Source organism: Streptomyces sp. NPDC007896 (assembly GCF_042959425.1).
Lineage (GTDB): Bacteria > Actinomycetota > Actinomycetes > Streptomycetales > Streptomycetaceae > Streptomyces.
Genome location: NZ_JBIBKX010000035.1, coordinates 1 through 23690, shown reverse-complemented (window position 1 = coordinate 23690; position 23690 = coordinate 1). Strand labels below are relative to the sequence as shown.

The following is a 23690-nucleotide window of genomic DNA, read 5'->3' as shown; positions in this document are numbered from 1 at the left end:
CACCGCATCCTGGCCGCACCACGGCCCTCCCCACGCGCCCGGTAACCCCCACCATGCCTGGTCAGCACCCTGACCGGGCATGGTGGCTCTGATCGTGCATCCTGGTGGTCAGCGGGTACCGGGCGGGCTGCTGTCGGCGGTCGCGGTGGTGGAAGCAGGCAGGGGCTTGGGCAGCAGTTGAGCGATGCCGGTGAACAGCGGCGCCACCAGTTGGACGATGTGCCGGTTCCGTCCGGCGATGGCGTAGGCCATGGTGGCGAGGGCGGCCGGGATGGTGGCGATGAGGATTCACATCGGCCACCAGTAGATGGTGGTCAGGCTCAGGGCGGTCGCCGCGGCGGCGGCCGCGCCCCACGGCACCCGCAGCGCGCGGGTGAGGACGTCGGGGATGGTCAGGTCCCACACCACCGGTTCGTCGCTGTCGGTCGTGAGGCGCAGGAACAACGGCCGCAGGGTGTTCCAGACGATGTCCCAGGGGTCGACCAGCAGGGCGATGCCGAAGAGCACCAACAGGTCGGGGAAGCCGAGCACGACGTCCCTCTTGGTGACCCAGGTGCTCAGCCCGTAGTGGACCGCGACGCCGACCATCATCAGCACCACGCCCAGGGTGCGGCCGACCAGCAGCGCCACGACCTGCCAGCCTTCCCCTACCGTGCCGCTGCCCGGGCGGGGCCGGCCGATGCCGTCGGCGATCTGCGCTCGGCGCTCGGCGCCTTCCTGCAGGAAGCCTTCGGCGGTGCGCAGTGCCCGGTCGACGTCGGCGAGGATGGACTCCTCCTGCAGCTCCGGCGGCAGCTGCGCGGTGGCGAAGTCCACCGCGACGGACACGTCGTTCTGCGGCATCACCTGACGCGCCCGGGCGAGTTCTTCCTCGAGGGCGGTGGCCCGCTGCTGCGCGCGGTCGGCCAGCAGCTCGGCTTCTTCGCGGGCTCGGCGGGCGCGCTCCAGTTCCTGCTTGGCGACACGCAGCTGCTCGTGGACAGCATCCAGTTCCGCGGCCGCGTCCGGGCGGTGGCCGAGCTCGTCGACCTGGTCCTGCAGATGGCCCACCAGGCGCAACCAGGACCAGCACCAACCGCCACTGTCGGAGGTGACCAGGAAGGCGAGGAACGCCTGCAGGTGCACCGTGGTTGCATCGCGGGGTTCGTCGGATCTGCGCCAGGCGTGGCGCTACTGGTAGTACGGCACCGCCCCCAACCACCAGATCTTCCGCGACGTCTACGCCCAGGTGTCCGGCGTTCCCCTAGAGCTCGCCACCTCGCCAGAGCCGCTCCTGCTCGTTGAGGAGTCCCTCGTCGACGGTGGTGTTCCGGCGGTTTTCGACCCACACCGCGGCGAGCGGCCCGAAGACATCGAGTTTGTCGGCAGGGAAGGAACCGTCCCTTTCAAAGAGGGCGACCAGCGGTGCGGCGGCCGGGTCATCGCGGTCGCAGACCCGGCACAGTACGGATTCTCTGAAGCCGCTGATGGTGCCGCCCTTGTTGTTGCGCCAGCTGTGGGGGTAGCGGGCCAGCAGTATCGTCGGCCGGCTGCAGCTGGGGCAGAGTGGTGTTTCTCCGACGTTGAGGACGATCTCTTCTAAGTCGTACGGCTCGCCGGTACTGGCTACCTTGCTCACGCCACCCCTTGCCACGCCTCCGGGCCAAAGGATCCCTTGATGTCTGAGGCGACGGTAGCGGCGTTCACCAGCGAGGGAAGCTGGTAGACGATGGTTTTCTGCGGGCCGCGGACCGCGAGTTGAACGGGGTTCTGGCCGGGGTGGGCACCCATGATGCGTTTGAGTTCGTTGATGCACAGTTCGTTGATGCGGTGATAGGGCAGCCGAAGCTGGACGGGGGCTGCGCCGTAGCGTTCGGCGGAGGTCACGTCGAGGACCTGCAGTTCCTGCCCGAAGATGCTGATGGCGCCGTCGCGGTCGTTGACGCGGCCTTGCACGGTGATGACGCTGTCCTCCACCAGGGCGGCGGCGACCATCTGGTAGGTGGCGGGGAAGAAGAGGACCTCGATCGTTCCGTCACGGTCGGCGAGGTTGACGATGGCCCAGGCGTTGCCTTGTTTGGTCATCTTGGGCTGGACGCTGGTGATCAGGCCGGAGAGGCGGACGACGCCTTCGGTGCGCCCTGAGGCCAGCAGGTCCACGATGGTGGTGTCGCGGTTGGTGGACAGGATGTGCTCGGTGCCGTCCAGCGGGTGCGCGGAGACGTACATGCCGAGCATCTCGCGTTCGATGGACAGCAGTTGCTTGCGGGGCCATTCGTCGTCGCTGACCGGCACGTCCAGGCTGAAGCTGTCGTCGCCGGCTGCATCGCCGAGGCCGGCGAAGAGATCGTCCTGTCCGTAGGCGGCTGCCTTCTTGAGCGGGACGACTGCGTCGATGGCGCTCTCGTGGGCGGCGGACAGTCCCTTGCGGGTGTGTCCGAGGGAGTCGAAGGCGCCGGATCTGATGAGGGATTCCACGGCCCGCTTGTTCAGCGCGGGCAGGTCGACCTTGTCGAGGAAGTCGGAGAACGAAGTGAACTTCCCCTTGGACTTGCGGGCCGCGATGATCGATTCGATGACGTTGTCGCCCACGTTGCGCACGGACAGCAGTCCGAAGCGGACGTCGTCGCCGACGGCCGCGAACTCGGCGAGGGACTCGTTCACGTCCGGCGCGAGGACGGTGACGCCGAGCTTGCGGGCATCGGCGAGGTAGATGCCGGCCTTGTCCTTGTCGTCACCGACAGAGGTGAGCAGGGCCGCCATGTACTCGGCCGGGTAGTTGGCCTTGAGGTAGGCGGTCCAGTAGGAGACGAGTCCGTAGCCCGCGGTGTGGGACTTGTTGAACGCGTAGCCGGAGAACGGGAGCATGACGTCCCAGATCGCCTTGATCGACTCTTCCGAGTAGTCGTTGTCGGCCATGCCGTCGTGGAACTTCTGCCACTCGGCGGCCAGCACCTCGGGCTTCTTCTTGCCCATCGCGCGGCGCAGCATGTCGGCGCCACCGAGCGTGTAGCCGGCCAGGGTCCGGGCGATGGCCATGATCTGCTCCTGGAAGATGAGCAGGTGGTGGGTGGAGCCCAGGATCGGGTCCAGGACTTCCTTCAGCTCGGGGTGGATCGGGTCCGGGTCCTGCTTGCCGTTCTGCCGCAGCGCGTAGTTGGTGTGCGCGTTGGCAGCCATCGGGCCGGGCCGGTACAGGGCGAGGGCGGCCGCGATGTCTTCGAAGCGGGAGGGTTCCATCAGCTTCAGCAGCGCGCGCATGCCGCCGCCGTCGAGCTGGAACACGCCGAACGTGTCGCCGCGGCCCAGAAGCTCGAAGGTCTTCTTGTCGTCCAGCGGGATCACGGTGACGCTGGTGTCGCCGTTGCCCGGGTCGACGGTGGCCAGCTTGACGCCGCGGTTCTCGCGGATGTTCGTCAGCGCGTGGTCGATCACGCCCAGGTTGCGCAGGCCCAGGAAGTCCATCTTGACCAGCCCCATGTTTTCGCAGCTGGGGTAGTCAAATCCGGTGATCTTGACGCCGTCCTTGGCGCGCATGTGCAGCGGGATGCGCTCGGTCAGCTTCGTCTTGGACAGGATGACCGCGGCCGCGTGCACACCGGTGCCGCGGGTCAGGCCTTCGACACCCTTGGCGGTGTCGATGACCTTCTTCACCTCCGGCTCGTTCTCGTACATCGTCCGGATTTCGCCGGCCTCGCCGTAGCGCGGGTGCGCGGAGTCGAAGATGCCGTCCAGCGGGATCGACTTGCCCATGATGTCCGGCGGGAGCGCCTTGGTGATGCGCTCGCCGTGCTGGAAGGGGTAGCCGAGGATGCGGGACGAGTCCTTGATCGCGTTCTTGGCTTTGATCTTGCCGAAGGTGTTGACCATGGCGGTGTACTCGTCGCCGTACTTCTCGGTGACGTAGCGGACCATGGCGTCGCGCTGGCGGTCGTCGAAGTCGAGGTCGACATCCGGCGGGTTGATGCGCTCAGGGTTCAAGAAGCGTTCGAAGAGCAGGCCGTGCTCGAGCGGGCACAGCTCGGTGATGCGGGTCGCGTACGCGACGATCGAGCCGGTGGCCGATCCGCGGCCGGGTCCGACCGGGATTTTGTTGTCGCGGGCGTGGCGGCAGATGTCGGCGACCACGAGGAAGTAGGAGGAGAATCCCATGGGGCCGATGACCGTCATCTCGGTCTCGAAGCGCTCCATGACCTCGGCCGGGATCGGGTCGCCGTAGCGCATGGCCAGGCCCTTGAGGCATTCCTTGCGCAGCCAGGACTCCTGCGTCTCCCCCTCCGGCACGTCCGGGTACTGCGGCATCTCGTCGACGTTCTCGAAGACGGAGTCGTAGGACTCGATGTGCTCGGCGATCAGGAGGGTGTTGTCGCAGGCCTCCGGCAGCTCCGCAAACAACTCCCGCATCTCGGCAGCAGTCTTGAGGTAATAACCGCTGCCCTGGAACCGGAACCGCTTCGGATCGTCCTTGTTCTTGCCCACCCCGATGCACAGCAGGTTGTCATGCGCATCGGCCTGCTCCTCGTGCACGTAGTGCGCGTCGTTCGTGGCCAGCAGCGGAATGTCCAGATCCCTGGCCAGCCGCAACAGCCCGTCGCGGACGTCCTTCTCGATGGACAGCCCATGGTCCATCAGCTCCAGGAAGTAACTCTCCTTGCCGAAGATGTCCTGGTAGGCGGCAGCGACCTCACGGGCCTCGTCGTACTGGTTCAGCCGCAGCCGCGTCTGGATCGCTCCGGACGGGCAACCCGTCGTGGCGATGATGCCGCCTGCGTGCTCGCTGATCAGCTCCATGTCCATCCGCGGCTTGCCCGCGGGGAACTGACCGGTGTAACTGGCCTCGGTCGACAGGTAGAAGAGGTTCTTCAGACCCTGGACGTTCTGCGCCCACATCGTCATATGCGTGAACCGGCCACCGCCGGAGACGTCCTTCGAGCCCTCACCGTCGTCCGACATGGCCCGCTGGCCGCCCGGACCCCAGAACTCCTGCTTGCGGTTCCGGCGCGAGGACGGTGCGACGTAGGCCTCGATCCCGATGATCGGCTTGACGCCGTCGACACCCTTGGACACCTGATGGAACTCGTACGCACCGAACATGTTTCCGTGGTCGCTCATGGCGACGGCCGGCATGCCCTGACGCTCGACTTCGGCGAACATCGGCTTGAGCTTCTGCGCGCCGTCGAGCATCGAATATTCGGTGTGATTGTGCAGGTGAACAAAGGAATCCGTCACCGGGAGGGCACCTCCGGAGTCGTGGGAAGGACTTCACCCTAGCCCCCAAACGATGATCAGATCCGGCCCTGAAACGACGTCAAAGCCGTCTCGGCCAAGCCCTTCCCGGGTGACCTCGCACTCTCACAGAACGAAGTCGAAACGCTCCTCGGCGTGGCGGCTCGTCGCGTGTCGACGGCGATCTTCAGGAGCCCGAGACAGCCCGGAATGCCTCAGTCGGTGAGCGTTGTATGGATGCCACCGACATCTCACGAGAGCGGCTGATTTCAGCCGTCTTATCAGATTTTTTTCCTGGAAGGCGACCGTGATCGTGGCGGTAGGGCCCTCGAGGTGTTTCGCCACGATCAGGTCGGCCCCGCCAGCACGCGGGGATTCGCGGTCGTAGTGGTCCTCGCGGTGGATGATTTGCGGCCCAGGCTCTCGAGACCGCCCGCACGCTGAGCGTCCCCGTGTCGGGATCGAAGGAGACCGGCCTGACGTGACGGGCGAACGGCTCGGCAAGATTGTCCCAGTCAGCAATCACCGCAGGGGCGTCCAGGTCCGGGAAGTCCTTGATCACATCAGCGAGCAGTTCGACGATCGCTGCGGCCAAAGACGCCGCGCTGTCGTCCCCTTGACGACGCTTTCGTGCTCTGCGTTGCGACGGCGGTCGCCCTTCCCGAGGGGCATCATGCGTGCTGTGAAGGAACGGCGCGGGAGTGTGTCCGGGTTTTGACCATTGGCGAGTTGTGAACAGTTGCTGCGGTCCGGCAGCATCAGCCTGCACTCCGCACACAGCTGCCACCCGGCAACTGCCGCACTGCCAAGGGGGGCCTCGTGCGCCGCATTCTCCTGCCCATCGTCGCCATCCTGCTGACCGCCGCCTGCGGGAACAGCGCCGGGCACTCCACATCAGCGTCTGCGCACGCCTCGGCGAAGCCGGCCGCTAAAAGCAGCCACTCCGCGGCTGCGCCTACCAAAGCCTCGAACCTGGCGAAGCAGAAACCGAAGCCGTCCCATTCGGCGAAGACGTGCGAGCCCACGCGGGACGTCATCGCCTGGTACAAGACGCCTGGTCTGCCCGACAGCGCACAGGTGCTGGGAAATTACTACCTGGCCACCTGCGAAACCACGTTCCAGTCGCTCACGCATACGTCGCCCACCGGGCCCGGGTACTGCACCGAGGCGGCATGGGCGAGCGACAACCCGGGCTACAATGCCGACGCCACGCCAGCCAAGCGCCTGAAGAAGGTGCAGGTCGTAATCGGCCCTGCCTGCTGAGGCCACGGAGCTCGGAAACGGGCTGGCTACCGGAGTGCTGAGGGGCCGAAGTAGCAGAGCTGAAGTGTCTCCCCAACGGTGAACTGATCACCTGGGATCTTCACGGTGCGGCTCGGGAAAGTGCCTTTCGGGCAGCCGACGCCTGCGATGACGTAAGAGCCGGTCAGGTCCGGAATCGCCTTTTGCAGGTCTGTGGCATCCAGCGGCGCCGCGGGAGCTCCCGCCGGTCCGGTTGACCCTACTTGTCCCTGCGGCCCGGCAGGCCCGGGCTCGCCCCGCAACGGAAGCAGGAAGAAGGCCGCTGTAAGGGTGACAACCGAACCGAGAAGGCCGCCGAGAAGGGCGGCTATCAGCAGGCTGCGATGGGATCTGTCGCTCATGGCGGGATCGTACGGCGCAACTGGACCAGCAGCGCCCGGTCGCTGGGGGTCGGCACAGGCGCAGTATTGTGCTGTCAGGACTTCGGCGGGTTGCCCTCGCGGCCCCACCGGGTGGCCCAGTACCGATCCCGCAAGGGCACATACTCCTGAAACGCCTTCATGGCCTCGGTCTGTGCGTCGCGCTCCGCCTTGGTCAGGACCGGAGGCTCTTCCCCATGGGCGAGGGGCTTGGGATCACCCATGACGCCCCGCAAGACCTGATAGGCCTCGCTCACCCGGTTCAGGGCGGCCCTGTACCGCGCTTCCAGTACCTCGAACGACTCGCTCATCTCGTTTCCCTTCCACCCGCTTGGACAAGGTGGAGCGGGAATGTACGGGCGCAGCCAAGGATCCGCAAACAGCAGTGGGCGGGCGGGCGCGCATGGTCCAGCCGATTGTGCCCTCGACACGCCAGCGGAGGGGCAGGACGACGAAGCCCTTGGCGCCCTTTGGCCCGGAGACAGCCTCAAGGGTGATGTGGAGGAAGCCGCGGGCACAGTCGACGAGTTGGCCGGCGTAGGCGGAGTCCGCGCCGGCTGGATGGTTCCGCCCGGCTGGGGATCATCGGGAGGAGAACCGGCGCCGGAACCGCGCCACGCGGGGCTGGTGCGGACGGCCGTCCCGTGTCGTGCAGCGCGAACCGGGCGTGGCATTGCAGGTAGGGCAGGCGACATCCACGATGTCCCACACGAAATCCCCCCTTCGCCCCAACTCATCCTTCCACCAACGACGTTGCCCCTCCATACCAGCGCAAGCCACCTAGCGTCGATAACGCACGGGACGCCTCGGAGGCGGGAGGCCACACCGGCTGGAGTAGGACTAAAAGTCCTCAGCGAAGAGCACCTGCGCTCGCGTCTGGCGCGACGCGGGCCAGGTCGACGACGGACAGTTGCTTGCTCACGCCTGCCCCCAGGGGATGTAAGCGAGATTCAGGTGCCCGAGATCGGACAGGCGCGTCACCTGGTCCACGAGCGTGCCAGTGAACAGTCGCCTTGCCGAGGCCTCGCCGTACTGCCCGATGTGGTCGAACACGACCTGGTGGTTCTTGGCGGCGTGGGTGCGCCAGTCCAGGACCTGCTCGCGGGTCAGTTCCACGAGGCCCAGATCCTGGCCGACGTCCTCGCCCTGCGGCTCCGGTGCCGACGCGGCGGGCACAGGGCGCGGGGCAGGCAGTACGACCGGGGCCAGCGTCACGGCCGGTTCACTGACAGTGGCCTGCGTGGCCGCGGCGTCGGCACGGTCCTTCGCGGCGGCGGCCTGCCAGGCGCGAACCTGCTCCCACTGGTGCTCGCGGGCCCACGCCTGAGCGGTTACGGTCTCGTGCAGCTGCCGCTCGGCCGCCACGCGCCGCTCCGCCTCGGAGGCGCACGGCATCGCAACGTCGACGGCGGCCGCCACCGCGTGGCGCTGGGGACGGCGCCCGACCTGCCGGTCCTCGCACCGGGGGCAGTCCCGGCCGGAGTCGAGCAGTTTGTCGCCGCACTGCTGGCACTGGGGCAGGCCCCGGCCGATCAGCCAGCCCACCGGGTCCTTGATTGGCCCGCACAGCCGCAGCTGGTCCTCCAGGCGTCGGGCAGGCCGGTCGGCGAGGACCCGGGGAGCGTCGACCTGACCGGCGAAGCCCTCCACCTTGACCAGCTTGGCACGTGTGACGGCCTCCACCAGGTCGCGGGCGGCCCGCCGCTCCACGCGCGCCCACACCAGCCGGACCGGAGCCAAGATCACCCGCAGGTTCTCCGACGGCAGCGGCACACGACGCGGTGCCAAGCATCAGCGGCAACCAGGTGATGGAGGGATGGGAATGGCACTGGAGATGATCCAGGACAGGCCAGGTCGGGAGGCCGTGTTCGAGCCGCTCCTTGATGAGCTGTTGGCACTGTGCAGTCCGGACCGGGTCCTGCCGGAGCGGATGGTGGGCAAGCATCAGCATCATCGTTGCGGGGTGAAACGCCGGGAGATCGGCCGAGTGGCTGAGGCGGATCCAGGCCTCACCCGCTGGCATGCGGACCTCCTCGTGCATGCCGCCATGCACGATCAGTGCCGCAGCGGCATCAACCAACTCGTCAGGCCGCTGGTGAACGCCCTCGGATACCGCTGGGTACAGGAGGAGATCATTCGGTACGTACGTTCCGGCTCCGAGGCAGAGAAGGTCGGCGCGACGATGGCCTGGTACTTCGCCCGCCCTCCTCTCAAGTACGCGTCGTGGGAGGAACGCATACCCACCTCGGAGAGCAAGGCAGCGGTGGAGGCCCTGTCAGATCCCCGTGGCTGCTACCGCGATGCGGCCCTGGCCGCCTTCCTGTCCTGCAAGGACTCCGGGGTCCGCCAAGACCTCTCGCTGTGGGTGTCTCTCGACCCGTCCGTCTACCCGGACGACCTGCAGATCGCCCAGAAGCGGGCCAAGGACATCATCCTGGCCGATCCCGAGCACTACCGCTGGCTGCTCCAACGCTCTGGCCATGGGTGACGACCCGCTCCCCATCGCGGCCGCCGCAGCCTGCCCACCGCGTACTCGGCGAGCAGAGGTTGAGAGGATCCTGGTATGGAATTCGACGACCCTGTCGGCATGCGCCGAGTATGCGCCGAACGGCTCGGTGAGGAGGCCAGCCAGCAGTTCGCGGCCATGGCCCGTCGCGGCTTCCGGCTCGAGACTGCGACGGCTGACACCGAGCCGACCGGCCGATGCCGGCTCGGTGGGCCTGCCCTGCTCGAACCGGGCACCGCCTGGCCCGAACTCGACGGTGTCCCACTGTCCCTGCACGCTGTCCTCGACACCGACGCCCTCGCCCCCTGGCTCGCGGACGAGCTTCCGACGCGGCCGGGTCTGCTCAACTTCTTCTACCTCGATCCGGACGTGCCGTATGAGGAGTACCGCGCGCTCGACGCGTCTGGGCCCGAGGTGTGCCGGGTGATTCCCGCGGACCCCGCTCGAGCGGTCGAGACAGCCGTACCCGAACCAGCGCGGAGCTATCCGGTACGGCCCCTCCACGCGGCCGAGGTGACCATGCTCCCGGACTGCTGGGACGTCGAGGACGACGACCTCGACTTCGACCCGGACGAGCACTGGGGCGCAGCATCGCTCATCCTCACCGCGATGGGCGACATCGACGGGAACACCGCAGGCCGCCATCGCGCCTTCGGGTGGCCTGACACCTCATACGGGTCTTGGGTGACCCGTCGCGATGCCGACGGCCCTGCCGTCCATCTGCTCCAGCTCACGGAGGACGCGGAGCTCGGATGGGGCTGGGGCGATGCCGGAACCATGTACTTCACGATTCCGGCGAAGGCGTTCGCGGCCGGCGACTTCAACAAGACCGAGGCGAACGGGCGCTGCTGCTGACGCCATAGGCCCGCGCCGGGCTGTGCACGACGCCGTACTCGCGGGCGAACCGGTTAGCCTCCGCGGCGGAGCCGGTCATCCGGTGCAGCCACAACCCGTACGCCACCGACTCCATCTGCTCTGGCGTCAGATACAGCCGCCACCGCTTGATCCCGTGATCGCACGAAGCCGTACGGACCTGCTCCACCAGCCCGTCGGCCGGCGGCACCCGGAGCTGATCAGCGAGGCCGACGAACACGCGCAGCGCCGCCATCTGCGACGGGATCAGTTCCCCCGCCTGCCGGTCCGCTTCCTCCCCGCCGGGCGGGGGTTCGGCCCGGAGGCGGCAGCATCCGTAGGTGAGGGTGTCGTGGCCGTACGGCGTCAGGCGGGCAGCCCACCGCACGGGCCGCCCCTCCCGACCGGCAAGCTCCACCAAGCCCTGGTTCTCCAGGGCGTTCACGTGCTGCTGGTGCGGTGGGAGGAGCTCCGTGTCCAGCGTCCAGCCGTGCCCGGCCGCCTGCCCGCGCTCGCACAGCGCCTCCAGCACGGACAGCGCCCTCTCCCAGCTCCTCAATCCCGCTCCCCCGCGTGTTGCCCATGTATGTACGCGTCCGCCGACCGTAGACGCTCACGCTGGTCTGGAGGGTGTGAAGGGGAGAGGCCACTTTGCGCCCAACCCCGTTCAACCCCGGCGCGGCACTTTTGCGATACACAGGAAAGCCAGACTGAACGTCCGTCGTTCGCAATGTCGTGCCCGTTCTACCAGCCGACCCGTCCGAGCCGCAGGTCTCGATGGAGGAACCACGCCGTACCTGCGACGACCGCCCCGCAGACCGTGGGCACGAGCAACCACGGGAGGTCCGTCCGTTACGGACCAATAGTTTTCGTGCTGCTTCCCCGCGGCCGCCGCCGTGCAGCGCCCACCCCTCCCAGTGCCATCCGCTTACCGCAGCCTTCCGGCGTCATTCTCGCCCGGTGAGCCCGGGCCGCCGTGCCCGGTAGTCCGTTGGATCCACACATTCGGCCGAGATGCCGGACATATTCAAGAATGTCAAGATGGAGATGTCGCCTCCTGTTCTGCAGGGGCCGGAGAAGGGGACTTCCTCTAAAGCTTGACGATGAAACGAAAAGCATTCGCGTACCTGCCGACCGTCGTCAGGCGCTGGCGGCTCGGCGCTCACCCGGGGCCACTGGCCCTCGGCCTGTCGGCCTACGCACCCGAGAAGCAGTCCCGTGCTGGCCGCTGCGTCGATGCAGCGTGCAGCACGGGTGCGGCATGCGACCGTACGGCTGCGACGGCTACCGCCTCGCCGAACCCGGCTGCAGGGCTGCCTGTTCCAGTACGGGACTTGCTGGAACGGGCGTGTGTCACAGGCCCTTGGCGAGGGTGGCCAGGTAGGCGGCCAGGTCCTTGGGGTGGGCGTACATGGGACCGTGGCCGGTGTTCCATTCGGTGGTCTGTGCGCCCATGCGGTCGGCCAGTTCGCGCTGGGTGGCGGTAGGCAGCACGCGGTCCTGCGTGGCGATCAGGTAGGAGGAGGGCACCGTACGCCAGGCCGGGGCGCCGGAGGGGGCGCCGTCGATGCCCAGGCGCGGGAACTTCTGGACGGCGGCGGCGAGGGCGGTGCGTTCGGCAGGGGCGTCGGCGGCCACGGCCTCTCCGTAGGCGGCCCGGTCGAGGTAGGAGTGGCCGTCGTCGGTGACCCGGAAGTATTCGGGGAGGACACTGCCGGGATTGCGGCGTGCGATGTCGCTTACCGACTCGCCCTGGTCGGGGGCGAAGGCGGCGACGTAAGACAGGGCCTTGACGTGGTCCTGGCCGACGGCCGCGTTGGTGATCACCGCGCCGCCGTACGACCAGCCCACCAACAACACCGGCCCGTCAAGGGTGGACAGGATCCGGCGCACGGCGGCGATGTCGCCATCCAGTGATTCCAGGGGGAGCTGCGCGGCGACCGGCTCGTGGCCCAGAGCCTGCAGTTCGGTGATGGTCTCGCTCCAGGCGGAGCCGTCGGCCCACAGACCGTGGACGAGAACGATGGCAGTCATGACGTAAACCTCCGGGAAATCGGGAGAGTTGCGTGGGAGGTGAGTCGCAATTGAGGGAGAGGCCAGGACTGCCTCGACACCTTCGCAACCTAACTATTAAAATGGACATTAGCGGTTAGGTTGAGGAAGGTCAACCGCTCAGGCGCTCTTGAGTGGTTAGCTCGGGGGATCGGGGTAGCGATGCCCGCGACCGACCCGCGCCCCTGACCGGAGAGCCCGTCTCACGGTGTCTGCTGAACACCCGCTGGATGCACCGCGGCGCACGCCTCGACCACGGTGCTCCCGTCCTTACGCGAACGGCGCCGACCTCCGTCAGACGCTGCCGGATGCGCTGCGGTGACGGTCGGGAAGTGGCAGGAAGCCGGTCTTCGGGTGGCAGTTGACGTACTCGGCGGTGACCGACCCGCTCGGCAGCACCGAGACCTCGTGCCAGAAGGCGACATCCAGCGGTCCCTCCGCGCCGCCGGCCATCCGGTAGAAGCTGGCGTAGATCTCCAGGTGGGTGCGGTGTGACCGGCACCAGGTCATGAGGTGCTCCAGTGAGGCGAACCAGGCGAGGGTGCAGGCGCGGTCGAGGGGCGTGCCGTCGGCCGACTCCTCGACGAGGTTACGGGCCGCGATGCAGCCGGACTCGGGGTTCGTGGCGAGGAAGTCGACGCCCCGGTCCTTGACCGGTCTGACGTCGGCCAGGTACTTCTCTCGGTACAGGGTGCTGGCGGACCAGTCCTGCGCGGTACGGATCAGCGTGACGTTCCCGGGCACCTCCACGGTGATACGCCGGCCGCGGGTCTCATCCTCCCCAGGGGCGCTCGGTACGAAAACCGGCAGTTCCGGCTCCAGTGCCTCGGTGGCCGACGCGGGGATACGGTCACGGGCGGCTCCCCAGTAGTCGTGCACCGGGGTCTCGTGCATCTCGACCGCCTTGTGCTGGCACACGCCGCTGGTCGCGTAGTCGTCGCAGTGGTGACTGTGCAGGATCTCGTTGCGTTCGAGCGGGATGACGCATGCCTCGCGCCAGTGGCCGACCGGTCCCTGGTCGGGCAGCCCGCTCCAGGCCGAGCGGACGGGGTCGGACTCCTGCCACTTGCTGTACGCCTGCGGGTCGTACCAGTACGCCAGCCACACCACGTTGTGCAACCCGGCGGTGTCGACGAATGATCCGCGGTCCAGCACGTCCGGCCGGTGCGGCCCCGCGAAATGTCCCGCGAGCGCGGCGGCGCCCTGCGCGGCTTCCTCGGCCGACGGCGCCTGGCAGGCGTACCGGACGAACACGAACGCCTCGGTACCCTCCGGGAAACGGGCGGCGTAAGCCGGGACGCGGGGAGTGCGGCCGGGTGGACCGGTTCTGGGCATGTCGTCTCCTTCTCACGCCGTTGCTCGGCGTGAGAAGGAGGTTAGGAGCGGATGAGCCCCCGTCTTGTCCGATAGCGCCCGGAGACTTGGCCGTGAGCGCCGCACGGACCGGCCAAGCCCAAGCCATCCAACGGGCCCGTGACGTCGGTCTCCACCTCAGCGCGGGTGCGGGGTCCACAGCCGTCCTGGATAGGCCCCTTCACCGGGCTGAGCCCGCGCTGCTTCGGCAAGCTGGTTACCGCCCTGCGTCGCGAGGGAGCGGACACGGTCCGCCGAGGTCGGCCGTGGAGCCTGCCCCTGGAGGACCGCGTCCTGCTGGTCGCGGCGTACTGGCGCACCAACTTGACACTGCGCCAGCTCGCGCCGCTGTTCGGAATCTCGAAGTCTGCGGCCGACCGCATCATCAACCGAATCGCACCGCTGCTCGCACTGCGGCCGCGCCGACGGTTCCGCAAGGACACCGTGCTCATCGTGGACGGCACCCTGGTACCCACACGTGACCATGCGGTGGCGGAGCAGTCGAAAAGCTACCGGTACTCCACCAACCACCAGGTCGTCATCGACGCCGATACACGGCTGGTCGTCGCAGTTGGCCGGCCTCTACCTGGCAACCGCAACGACAGCAAGGCATGGGAGTTGTCCGGAGCCAAGGCCGTCGTCGGCAACACCACGGTGATCGCTGACGGCGGATACCGCGGCACTGGCCTGGTGATCCCGCACCGCCGTGAACCAGGCCAGGCCGAACTCCCGGCCTGGAAAGAGGAGCACAACCGCTCACACAAACAAGTCCGGGCCCGCGTCGAGCACGTCCTCGCCCGAATGAAGACCTGGAAGATCCTCCGCGACTGCCGCCTCAAAGGCGACGGAGTACACCACGCCATGCTCGGCATCGCACGCCTGCACAACCTCGCCCTCACCGGATAGAGGGGCGGAGCTCATCGCCGCTGACCGCACGCATCGACTTCAAGATCAGTTACGGGGCAAGCCTTGGTCCCGGAGGGCGGCTCGGACTGTGGCGGCGAACTCGTAGTCGTGCCGCCAGTCGGGTCCGGTCGGCGTGAGGACCAGCCGCTCGGTCCCGGCGTCGGCGTAGGCAGCCAGTTGTGATGCGGCCTTTGCCGGGTCGGCGTCCAAGGGTGGCCCAACTACTGTGGCCCTCGGCCGCGGTCGCCCGTGCTGCTCTGCCAAATGCTCCAGCGTTGCCAGGTGTGCGGCCACCTCCGCGGGGGAGATCCCGATGGCAGCCCAGCCGTCGCCGTGGGCGGCCGCCCGCCGCAGAGCCTTGGTTCCGTTGCCGGCGATCAGGACCGGAGGCATGGCCGAGCCAGGGGCGAGAGTGACCTGCACGCCGTCGCTGAGAACGGTCGGCTGCCCGGTGACCAGACCGGGCAGTACGCGCAGAGCCTCGTCGGTACGGAGGCCTCTGTCCTGGTACGGCACCCCCGCCGCACGCCACCCGATGTCGCCGTGCACCGGATTGCCGGTGCCGACGCCGAGGACGAGACGGTGGCCGGACACGTGCTGCAGCGAGCTGATCTGCTTCGCTGCCCACGCGACGGGCCGCAACGCCAGCAGCATCACGCCGAAGCCCAGCGTGATCCGGTCGGTCGCCCCGGCGGCAGCGGCGAGGACCACGGTTCCGTCGAGGATGGGGGCGCTGGCCACGAGATGGTCGGTGGACCAGACAGAGTCGAGCCCGGCTTGCTCGGCGAATCGGGCGCTCTCGCGGACGTCGCCGAGGATCGGCTGGGTGGGGTCGGGGGTGGAGGTGGGCAGAATCACACCGATCTCTATGGTCATGAGTCCTGCTCCTCGGCGAGGACGGCACGGCGATAGTGGTCAGCTATGTCGTCACTGGTGGTAAGCCAGATGTCGGGTTGGGCGGCGAGGTACTCCAGCGCCTGATCGAAGTACTTGGTGCGGAATGCCTGGCCGGTGACGAACGGGTGAACGGCGATCGCCATGACACGGGCGCCGTGCCGGGCGTCGGCGAGCAGTTGCTCGTACTGGTCCCTGACGATCTGGACGAACTCGGTGCCGGTGATGCCTTTACTGAAGAGGCCGAGGTCGTTGAGTTCGACGGTGTAGGGGACCGAGAGCAGGCCGGGCACATTCAGCGCATAGGGCTGGTCGTCATTCGTCCAGTCCAGTACGTACTGCAGGCCGAGGTCGGCGAGCAGCCTCGGAGTGTCGAAGGTCTCGGTCAGACCCGGGCCCATCCAGCCGCGCGGACGCTGTCCGACGGCACCGGCAATGGTGTCGACGACGGCGGTGAGGTAGTCGCGTTCCTCCTCGACCGACATGCCTGCGGTCAGTTCGGAATTCGTCTTCCCGTGCGCCAGCCACGCCCAGCGACGCTCCAGGCCCGCTTTGATGATCTGTGGATTCCGGTCGACCACATCGGAGTTCAGCAAGGCGCTGGCGCGGACGCCGTGCCGGTCCAGGCTGTCGATGACGCGCCAGACACCGACGCGCGGGCCGTAGTCGCGCCAGCCGTAGTTGAGCGCGTCCGGCACCAGATCGGCCGTACCGGGCCAGATGCTCGTGGACGCACGATCGATGCGGAAGTGCTCGATGTTCAACCCGACATAGCACGCGACCTTGGCGCCGCAGGGCCAGGTGAACGCGGGACGTTCGCTGACCGGACTGTAGTCGAAGAGGGTGTTCTCGATCGGCATGCGTCAACTCTCGGAGAACCGGCCGAGCCGAACAAGGACACTGTCCACTACGATTGGTGAGCCAAACTCACCGGCCGAGGGGCGGTATGGAGCGGCACGAAATCGAGGCGTTCCTGACCCTTGCCGACGAACTGCACTTCCGGCGTACCTCCGAGCGCCTGGGGCTGGCCCAAGGCAGGGTCAGTCAGACGATCAAAAAACTCGAACGCCGCATCGGCGTGCCGCTGTTCGAGCGCACCAGCCGCAGGGTGACCCTGACACCGGCCGGGCGGCGGTTGCGCGATGATCTGGCCCCGGCCTACAGGGCGGTGCAGGAGGCGATCGCCCGAGCCGTCGCAGCCGGGCGTGGTGTCACCGGGACGCTGTGCGTCGGCTTCTCCGCGCCATGGTCGAACGAACTGGTTGTCCTGGCTGCGGACCTGTTCCGCGCCCGATACCCCGGTTGCGACGTCCAGATTCGGGAAGTGCAACTGGCCGACCCGTTCGGCCCGCTGCGCGCCGAGCAGCTCGATGTGCAGCTGACCGAATTCCCGGTCGACGAACCTGATCTGGTCACCGGCCCGACGATCTTCAGCGAGCCTCGCGGACTCATCGTGCCCGCGAAGCACCCGCTGATACGGCAGGATTCGGCGTCCGTGGAGGACATGGCGCGTCTGCCGATGGTGGTGATGTCCGGCGAGATCCCTCAGTACTGGCTGGACCACCACTACCCGAACCACACGCCCCAGGGCAGACCCATCGTCCATGCCGCCGCCTGCACCTACTGGCAGGAGGTGCTCACCTTGGTCTCCATGGGTCGCGGGGCGTCCCCCGCAGCACTGCGCGCGGCCCAGTACCACATGCGCCCGGGCATCGCCTATCTCCCGCTCCGGGACGCCAACCCGATCAACTACGGGCTGCTGTGGCGCCGCACGGGCGCAACGGCCCGGGTGCAAGCCTTCGCCGAGACCGTGTGTGAGATCGCCGGAAACCCGGGCTCGCCGCCAAACGTGCTGCGCACCGGGAGTTCCTCACCGGCCGAACCGTGATCTCAGCGCCCTCGACGGACGCCAGAGCCGCGCCCGCCGTGAACCTTGGGCTACCGGAGCGCCTGGAGGGCCACGAGCAGCGGCGCTCCCTGGCCTTGCCCGAGGAGCTGATTGGCGAGGGTGAAGTGCCGGCCCACGCTGCGCGGGTTCGGCGCGCGGGCGCGGATCTACCGCAAGGTCGCGGGTAATCAGCGGCAGCGTGCAGCTCGCGATCCTGTCCTGCGACGCCCTTCATGAACGGTCCTGGCCCGGCGCATCGGACCCTGATAAGCGGGAATCGCACCGGCCACAGCCCCAGCAGCACACGCCGCCCCCACCGGTAGCGCCAAGACGCGTCGGCACCCACTACCTGGTGATGGGTCGCCACAACCAAGATCACCGCATGCGTGTCCGGGCGGCGCCACTGCCGGCTCTGGACGTGAGGGTCACCCCTGGGCACGGAAGGCAGAACACCGCCGCTTCACTCGGAATTCTCCTGAAGCGAGACCTGGCTGCTGCGGTGCACAAGTCGCTGGTGGCGGGGGTCAGTGATGTCGGGCGCGGTAGAGGTCGCGCAGCAGGGCGATCTCGGCCCCGTGGTGCAGCAGTTCCTGGTTGACCCACCACACAATGTCGATGAACGGCTCGTCCGGGTCGCTGCCGTGCGGGTAGGTGCAATACCCCACAGTGTCGAGTGCGGCGTCGTCAACGCTCATCAGCGCCTTCCGCCAGGCCGCGGCACCGGCGTCGAAGGCGGCGACCGCCCCTGCGGCGTCCCCGATGACGCAGTAGTCGTCACGGGTCAGCGCGTGCCCGCCAGCCGTGTGGTCGGCGCGCAAGGTCAGCATCTCGCTGAGGTGGCTCAGGCGCCACGCAATGGTGGTGAAAGGCGGGGGCCAGGGGTGCGGGTAGGAGGCGGCGTCGCGTCCCCAGTCGCCGGTGCCGTCCAGGAACGTCGCGCGAGGCCCTGGCCCGTTCACGCGCCGCCGTACCGACCAGCAGTCGGACGTCGGCTCCCAGAGGTACTCCTCGTCAGCCATAGGGCCGACCTTGGTATCCGTCCCGTCGCCGCTGTCCATGACGGGCCCTGTCATGCGGTCGGCGAGGCGCTCGCGTGCGAAGTCGAACTGCTCCAGCAACGGAGACAGGCGGGACGGTGTCGTCATCGGATGCTCCTGTGTCGAACTGGTCCGGGGCGATCCGCCAGCCTGGCACGGCCAGCACCACAGGCGCGTCTCATTTTCTGGGGTCCCAAGCCTGACCGAAACAGGCTCGCCGGGCCGGATCGCGCGTTGGCGAACGAAGTGATCACATCTCATCCAGCAGTTACGGGACAACGCTTAGGGTGGCCTGGTGGGGGTTCAGCTGCGGGAACGGTGGGTCGGGCAACCGTTGTGGGCGAGATGGGTTCTCGCGGTGTACTTGATCGGCTTCCTCGAAGGCGCCTGCGCTCACCTTCTTGACCTGATCCGCGGCGGGTTCCATGCCTATGTGTCGTTCCCTCAGGTTGCCTTCCAGGCGTTCTTCATCAGCTTGGCGGTCCTTGATCCGCTGGTCGTCGTGCTGGTGGCGTTCGTGCGGCGCCAAGGGGTCTGGCTGGCGAGCGGTGTGATGGTGCTGGACGTTTCCGCGAACTGGATTGGTAACTGGCAGTGGCTGCATGATGATCCTGCGGGTCTGCTGCGTCCTGTCGGACTGTTGCCCATAACCCTCTTCGGGCTGTTCGTCGTTGCGTCACTGGTCCCCTTGCACCGCACCACTGCCATGACGCAGAGGAAGCCTCAGGCGGTCATGCCGTCTCGGTGACGACTCGTACGTCGCGAAACGTCAAGTGGCCGGGGCGGGTTGGGGGTCGTAGAAGGTGCCGTCGCGGAGCATCGCGTAGAGCACGTCGGCTCTGCGTCGTGCGAGGCAGAGGAGGGCTTGGGTGTGGTGCTTGCCCTGGCTGATCTTCTTGTCGTAGTAGGTCCTGGAGGCTGGGTCGGACAGGGACGCGAACGCCACACCCTTGCGGTTGCCCCGCCGCGGCGGGCAGATCGTCACCTGGACGCCGTAGAACTTCGCGACCCCCGCGAAGGCCGGGGTGACCTGGCCACTGGAGGGATAGCAGACAGTCGCCATCCGGTCGAACCGCCATTGCTTGGCGGTTCCGCCGAGCTTGCGCAGTACCTGGTCGAGCGCCTGGACCAGGTGCGGGAAGTCCTCCGACTCCGCGAGCACCGCCCGCCAACGGCCCGAATGCGCGAGCGCCCCGACCAGCAGGTGCGCGTTCGAACCGCCGCCCCAGCCGACGGGCGGATCGGGCAACTCAACCCAGTCGAACTGGATTTCCTCGCCCGGCGGGTGCTCGATCACGGCACGGTCCCGGCCCTGAGATGCACGGCAGGGCTCGCAGTGCGGCCGAACCTGGTAGCGGCGAAGAGCTCCGGTGAACGTCGAATCGGCTCCCTGGTAACCGAGGCCGACGATCTCGTCGAAGAGCGTCGAGGCCCACAAGTGCGGTTCATCAGCGAGGCGTTGACGGCAGTAGTCCAGGAACGGCACGAACGCGTCCGGGACCTGGCGGCGCTTCTGTGGGACGCGCTCGCCGTTCAGGTAGGCGCGGACCGTCTTGCGGTCCCGCCCCAGATGCCGGGCGATCGCCGAGATCGTCCAGCCCTGGCGACGCAGCGCGTGCGCATCCACGTCAGCACTCAGCCCTCCGAAGAGGCCAAATTCGTTGCTCACGCAGGCTTGCCGTTGCTCACAGCACCCATCCCGACACGCCGACCAAGATCACACGAAGAGTGGGGAGATCAACTCAGCAGGTTTGCCCCACCCCTCAGCACGAGGTGAGGAATTTCAAATAGCGCCATCACCCCCCCACCTGTTGCCCCCTGCCGGTCCTGGTCTGCTCAATCTGCGGACGCACCGCACCTTGCACCCACTCCCGTCTGACCGGCCTGCCCCGCTGCGGCGGCTGCGACAGACGCCCGGCTCACTGCATCGTCTGCGGGCGGCTCCGCGGCATCCACTCCGGCACCGCCGACGCCCCGGTCTGCGGACCCTGCACCGCACCGAACCCCGAGCTCTGGCGCCCCTGTCCCACCTGCGGACAAGCCGAACGCCTGCGAGCCTCCGGTCCGTGCCCGCGCTGCACTCTCAAGCAGCGCCTCCACGAGCTCCTCGCCGATGACACCGGCTCCATAGCCCCGAAACTCCAGGCCCTCCACGAGGCCCTGGCCAGCACCGAACGGGCCGGCACCGCAATGCGCTGGCTCTCCAAAGGCGTCGTCTCCACCGTCCTATCCGATCTCGGCTCCGGCCGCCGACCCCTCACCCACGAGGCCATGGACGAGCTCCCGGAAGGCAAGGTCGTCGAACACATCCGCAGCGTCCTGGTGGCCACCGGCGCCCTGCCGAAACGGGACGAGCAGATGGTCCGCCTCGAACGACACGTGAAGGACCTCGTCACCTCCCATGTGACGGCTGAGGGACGGAAAATCCTGCACCGATACGCGACTTGGCACCTCATGCGTCGGCTTCGCCGACGCAGCCGCGGCAAGGACATCACGCACAGCCAGCTCACGGTCGCCCGGCAACATCTGCGGGCGGCCGTCCATCTCCTGAACTGGCTCGAGGACCAGAACCTGACCCTTGCAACCTGCCGACAGACCGACATCGAACGCTGGATGACCAGCGACGACGCCCGTCTTCGCCAGGAAGCAGGCCACTTCGTGCGATGGGCCCTCTCCCAGAAGATCGCCCGCGATCTCACCTTCCCGGCCGAGCGATGGAATGGCCCCTCCCAGCCGATGGACGAGGAAGCCCGCTGGTCCACCGCCCGCCGCCTGCTGCACGACGACACACTCAAGTCCGAAGACCGCCTCGCCGGCCTGCTGTTGCTTCTCTATGCCCAGTGGCCCGCAGCGATCTCCCGGCTCACCGTCGACCACATCGAGGAGATGGACGGAGCGGTCCGCATCCGCCTCGGCGCCGTCCCGGTCGAGCTTCCCGCACCCGTCGCTGAGCTGGCCCTCCAACAGGTCGAGGTTCGCCGCAGCCATGCCGTTCTCGGCCGCACAGACTCACCCTGGCTTTTCCCCGGAGGCCAACCCGGCCGCCCGATCAGTGCCTGGGCCATGGGCGAACGGCTCCGCAAACTCGGCATCCGGCTCGCGGAGGCCCGCTCGACCGCGCTGTTCCAGCTCGCCACCGAACTGCCCGCCGCGGTCCTCGCCCGCACCCTCGGCATCGACATCACCGTCGCCGTCAAATGGCAGCGAGCCGCCGCCGGAGACTGGGGCGCCTACGCAGCCGAGATCAGCCGCCGTCCAGAAATCTAGGAGCCCACATGACACACCGCGCCGAACAATCAGCGAACCAGTCCGAGATCTCACAGGAACGGGCCGCCGAAGCGCAGGAGCTCATCGACCGAACCACACGCTGGGCCGCAAACCGCCAGGACATCGTCGGTCTGCTCCTTGTCGGTTCATACGCCCGCAATGCCGCGCGCCCCGACTCCGACATCGACATCGTCCTGCTCTCGACGGACCAGACCCAGTACTTCAACAACACCTGGGCCAACGAGCTCGCCCTCGGCGAACTCGTCCGAACGCAATCGTGGGGGCCCATCACCGAACGACGCTATGCCACGGCCTCGGGTTTGGAAGTTGAGATCGGTATCGGGTCTCCGGAGTGGGCACGGACAGACCCCGTCGACCCTGGCACACTCCGCGTCGTCACCGACGGCGCCCGCCCCCTGCACGACCCCGCAGGAGTCCTTGCCTCTCTGATCCAGACCTGCCAACCGTGACCCCCACCACAGGGGCATTCAGACAGTTCCAATACCCGACTCCACCATGAGCGGTCTGCCCTGCCGAGACGATCGAGGCCCACCGAGCGTTCATCGCCCGCCGCCGAGCCTCTCGCCCAGGCGAAGAATACCGAACCCCAACCGCGGAGGAGTGGGACTCCTTCCTGGCCCACTTCGAGAAACGGAAGGTGTCCATCGGCACCTGCGCACGCGCCTTCGGGTCTCCTTGTGTCCATGAACACGCCTGTGTCAGATGCTCACTCCTTCGACCCGACACGGCCCAACGGGCACGGCTCGCCGACATCCGTGACAACCTGATCGCCCGCATCGCCGAGGCCGAGCGCGAAGGCTGGCTCGGCGAGGTGGAGGGCCTGCAGGTCAGCCTCGCCGGCGCCCAGGACAAGCTCGCGCAGCTCAATGCCGAGGCGACCCGCCGATCCAATACGGTCAGCCTCGGCATGCCGGCCCTCGGCCAGATCGCCCTCGGCAGGCGGGAGACGAAAGAGTCCTCTCCAACTGCTGACTAGGCCGCGGCCGGTAGTTCAGAGATCGGTCCCTGGCCTCACTCGGCGCGGCGTCCGACCCGCAGGACGCTCAGATAACGGCGTGATGCTCGATCGCCCATCCGCGTGCGGATGCGCTCGGCGATGGCGTCGAGAAGGGGCTCACGGACGTCGCGGTCGAGCCTCCGGTACAGCGACAACGAGCGAAGGTGATCGGCAAAGCCGTCCCCGTTGAACCACTGAACGGTTGGATACCAGCGCACGATCGTTGGGCCGAACAATCCCCCGGGATCGTCGACCAGGCCCCAACCCTCGTCGGTGGTGCGCACGTCGTCCTCCAGCGGCGGATGACCCCAGCCGGGGTTGCCGGGACAGAACCGCTCGTGCAGATCGGCGGTCTCGGCATACACCTCCGGTTCTCCCGGCCGACGGACAACGACGTGGCCGAGCAGCGCCATCCAACCCCCGGGAGAGAGCACGGCGTGCGCCCGCTGCCAGCCAATCGACGGGTCGACCCAGTGCCAAGACGATGCAGCCACGAGAACATCGAAGCGTCGACCGCGGTCGTCCCACTCCTCAAAGGTCGACGTCTCGACTTCGACGTTGTGAAAGGAGGCGATCCGCTGGCGAGCGAGTGCGGCCATGTCCGTGCCCGGCTCAACGGCGGTCACTGAGCATCCGAGCTCTGCCAGCGTGCGCGTCGCCTGACCGGTACCGCAGCCCACCTCCAGCACCGACGACCTTTCGTCCATGCCGGTGATGGCGCCAAGGTCCGCGAACAGTTCGTCGGGGTATCCCGGCCGGACCCGGTCGTAGAGTTCCGGCACCTCGTTGAATACTCGGCCGAGATCGTGTCGATTCGGGCGCATCTGCGGATCATCAGTCACGAACGCACAAGCTACGAGGCTCGTCCACGCAGAGCCACTGGTTTACCGGCAGCCGCTGACCCGCTGCCGCCGGTAGTTCAGAGAAGCCTGCGTCCGCTGCTCCCTCCTGCGGTTCGACCCTGCCCAGCGCGGCCGGCTCGTGGAGATCCGCGACAACCTACTCGACCGGATCGCTGAGGCCGACCGGGAAGGCTGGCTCGGCGAGATCG

The 23690-nt window shown here is 67.7% G+C and carries 24 protein-coding genes; 9 read left to right on the top strand and 15 right to left on the bottom strand.

Features of this window, described 5'->3' with window-relative positions; translation table 11 throughout:
- Positions 1-108 precede the first annotated feature (108 nt).
- From ACFZDJ_RS53210 to dnaE, 4 genes are all read right to left on the bottom strand, one after another.
- On the bottom strand, positions 109-252 hold the full coding sequence (locus ACFZDJ_RS53210; protein WP_391070381.1) for a hypothetical protein: 144 nt from the start codon (positions 250-252) through the stop codon (positions 109-111).
- Positions 253-288: 36 nt separating this feature from the next.
- Positions 289-1125 (bottom strand): hypothetical protein, encoded by an 837-nt coding sequence (locus ACFZDJ_RS53205; RefSeq protein ID WP_391070379.1) that lies wholly within the window; start codon positions 1123-1125, stop codon positions 289-291.
- Positions 1126-1243: 118 nt separating this feature from the next.
- Positions 1244-1618 carry a DUF6300 family protein gene (locus ACFZDJ_RS53200; RefSeq protein WP_391070378.1) on the bottom strand — a complete coding sequence of 125 codons (375 nt, stop codon included), beginning with the start codon at positions 1616-1618 and terminating at the stop codon, positions 1244-1246.
- Positions 1615-5208 carry a DNA polymerase III subunit alpha gene (gene dnaE / locus ACFZDJ_RS53195; protein WP_391070376.1) on the bottom strand — a complete coding sequence of 1198 codons (3594 nt, stop codon included), beginning with the start codon at positions 5206-5208 and terminating at the stop codon, positions 1615-1617. Before dnaE ends, ACFZDJ_RS53200 begins: the two co-directional genes overlap by 4 nt.
- 816 nt (positions 5209-6024) lie before the next feature.
- On the opposite strand from dnaE, the gene ACFZDJ_RS53190 reads away from it, so the two are divergent.
- Positions 6025-6468: a hypothetical protein gene (locus tag ACFZDJ_RS53190; RefSeq protein ID WP_390942069.1), complete on the top strand. Its 444-nt coding sequence runs from the start codon at positions 6025-6027 to the stop codon at positions 6466-6468.
- A 26-nt stretch (positions 6469-6494) separates the two neighbouring features.
- On the opposite strand, the gene ACFZDJ_RS53185 is transcribed toward ACFZDJ_RS53190, so the two are convergent.
- The 3 genes from ACFZDJ_RS53185 to ACFZDJ_RS53175 form a co-directional block, all read right to left on the bottom strand.
- Positions 6495-6848 (bottom strand): hypothetical protein, encoded by a 354-nt coding sequence (locus ACFZDJ_RS53185; protein WP_390942067.1) that lies wholly within the window; start codon positions 6846-6848, stop codon positions 6495-6497.
- Between the two features lie 74 nt (positions 6849-6922).
- Positions 6923-7177: a hypothetical protein gene (locus ACFZDJ_RS53180; RefSeq protein ID WP_391070374.1), complete on the bottom strand. Its 255-nt coding sequence runs from the start codon at positions 7175-7177 to the stop codon at positions 6923-6925.
- Positions 7178-7784: 607 nt separating this feature from the next.
- Entirely contained in the window at positions 7785-8612 is an 828-nt protein-coding gene (locus tag ACFZDJ_RS53175) for a hypothetical protein (RefSeq protein WP_391070372.1), read from the bottom strand.
- Between the two features lie 76 nt (positions 8613-8688).
- Between ACFZDJ_RS53175 and ACFZDJ_RS53170 the strand changes: the two genes are divergently transcribed.
- Both ACFZDJ_RS53170 and ACFZDJ_RS53165 read left to right on the top strand, forming a co-directional pair.
- Positions 8689-9354 carry a hypothetical protein gene (locus ACFZDJ_RS53170; RefSeq protein ID WP_391070370.1) on the top strand — a complete coding sequence of 222 codons (666 nt, stop codon included), beginning with the start codon at positions 8689-8691 and terminating at the stop codon, positions 9352-9354.
- Between the two features lie 75 nt (positions 9355-9429).
- Positions 9430-10227 carry a DUF1963 domain-containing protein gene (locus ACFZDJ_RS53165; RefSeq protein ID WP_391070368.1) on the top strand — a complete coding sequence of 266 codons (798 nt, stop codon included), beginning with the start codon at positions 9430-9432 and terminating at the stop codon, positions 10225-10227.
- Here the strand turns inward: ACFZDJ_RS53165 and ACFZDJ_RS53160 are convergent.
- The 3 genes from ACFZDJ_RS53160 to ACFZDJ_RS53150 form a co-directional block, all read right to left on the bottom strand.
- On the bottom strand, positions 10193-10783 hold the full coding sequence (locus tag ACFZDJ_RS53160) for a DUF6417 family protein (RefSeq protein WP_391070366.1): 591 nt from the start codon (positions 10781-10783) through the stop codon (positions 10193-10195). The genes ACFZDJ_RS53165 and ACFZDJ_RS53160 overlap by 35 nt on opposite strands.
- Before the next feature lie 794 nt (positions 10784-11577).
- Positions 11578-12258, bottom strand: a complete 681-nt coding sequence (locus ACFZDJ_RS53155; protein ID WP_391070364.1) for an alpha/beta fold hydrolase — start codon at positions 12256-12258, stop codon at positions 11578-11580.
- Between the two features lie 312 nt (positions 12259-12570).
- Positions 12571-13611 carry a phenylacetaldoxime dehydratase family protein gene (locus ACFZDJ_RS53150; RefSeq protein ID WP_391070363.1) on the bottom strand — a complete coding sequence of 347 codons (1041 nt, stop codon included), beginning with the start codon at positions 13609-13611 and terminating at the stop codon, positions 12571-12573.
- 165 nt (positions 13612-13776) lie between these two features.
- Between ACFZDJ_RS53150 and ACFZDJ_RS53145 the strand changes: the two genes are divergently transcribed.
- Entirely contained in the window at positions 13777-14535 is a 759-nt protein-coding gene (locus tag ACFZDJ_RS53145) for a transposase (RefSeq protein ID WP_391070418.1), read from the top strand.
- A 45-nt stretch (positions 14536-14580) separates the two neighbouring features.
- On the opposite strand, the gene ACFZDJ_RS53140 is transcribed toward ACFZDJ_RS53145, so the two are convergent.
- Positions 14581-15411, bottom strand: coding sequence for an LLM class flavin-dependent oxidoreductase (locus tag ACFZDJ_RS53140; protein WP_391070361.1), 831 nt, complete (start codon positions 15409-15411; stop codon positions 14581-14583).
- Entirely contained in the window at positions 15408-16289 is an 882-nt protein-coding gene (locus tag ACFZDJ_RS53135; RefSeq protein ID WP_391070359.1) for a polysaccharide deacetylase family protein, read from the bottom strand. Before ACFZDJ_RS53135 ends, ACFZDJ_RS53140 begins: the two co-directional genes overlap by 4 nt.
- An 86-nt stretch (positions 16290-16375) precedes the next feature.
- Here ACFZDJ_RS53135 and ACFZDJ_RS53130 point away from each other — a divergent pair, with 86 nt between their 5' ends.
- Positions 16376-17317 (top strand): LysR substrate-binding domain-containing protein, encoded by a 942-nt coding sequence (locus ACFZDJ_RS53130; protein WP_391070357.1) that lies wholly within the window; start codon positions 16376-16378, stop codon positions 17315-17317.
- A 524-nt stretch (positions 17318-17841) separates the two neighbouring features.
- Here ACFZDJ_RS53130 and ACFZDJ_RS53125 read toward each other — a convergent pair.
- Complete coding sequence (locus tag ACFZDJ_RS53125) at positions 17842-18462, bottom strand: DinB family protein (protein WP_391070355.1); 621 nt, start codon at positions 18460-18462, stop codon at positions 17842-17844.
- Between the two features lie 187 nt (positions 18463-18649).
- Here ACFZDJ_RS53125 and ACFZDJ_RS53120 point away from each other — a divergent pair, with 187 nt between their 5' ends.
- Positions 18650-19102: a hypothetical protein gene (locus ACFZDJ_RS53120; protein WP_390942047.1), complete on the top strand. Its 453-nt coding sequence runs from the start codon at positions 18650-18652 to the stop codon at positions 19100-19102.
- A 21-nt stretch (positions 19103-19123) separates the two neighbouring features.
- Here the strand turns inward: ACFZDJ_RS53120 and ACFZDJ_RS53115 are convergent, their stop codons facing one another.
- Positions 19124-19993: a hypothetical protein gene (locus ACFZDJ_RS53115; protein WP_391070417.1), complete on the bottom strand. Its 870-nt coding sequence runs from the start codon at positions 19991-19993 to the stop codon at positions 19124-19126.
- Between the two features lie 632 nt (positions 19994-20625).
- Here ACFZDJ_RS53115 and ACFZDJ_RS53110 point away from each other — a divergent pair.
- The 3 genes from ACFZDJ_RS53110 (at position 20626) to ACFZDJ_RS53100 (ending at position 22618) form a co-directional block, all read left to right on the top strand.
- Complete coding sequence (locus ACFZDJ_RS53110; protein ID WP_391070353.1) at positions 20626-21621, top strand: hypothetical protein; 996 nt, start codon at positions 20626-20628, stop codon at positions 21619-21621.
- A gap of 8 nt (positions 21622-21629) precedes the next feature.
- Complete coding sequence (locus ACFZDJ_RS53105) at positions 21630-22091, top strand: nucleotidyltransferase domain-containing protein (RefSeq protein WP_067344254.1); 462 nt, start codon at positions 21630-21632, stop codon at positions 22089-22091.
- A gap of 188 nt (positions 22092-22279) precedes the next feature.
- Positions 22280-22618, top strand: coding sequence for a hypothetical protein (locus ACFZDJ_RS53100; protein ID WP_391070351.1), 339 nt, complete (start codon positions 22280-22282; stop codon positions 22616-22618).
- A 35-nt stretch (positions 22619-22653) separates the two neighbouring features.
- Here ACFZDJ_RS53100 and ACFZDJ_RS53095 read toward each other — a convergent pair whose 3' ends face one another.
- Positions 22654-23481, bottom strand: a complete 828-nt coding sequence (locus tag ACFZDJ_RS53095) for a methyltransferase domain-containing protein (protein WP_391070349.1) — start codon at positions 23479-23481, stop codon at positions 22654-22656.
- Between the last annotated feature and the right edge of the window lie 209 nt (positions 23482-23690).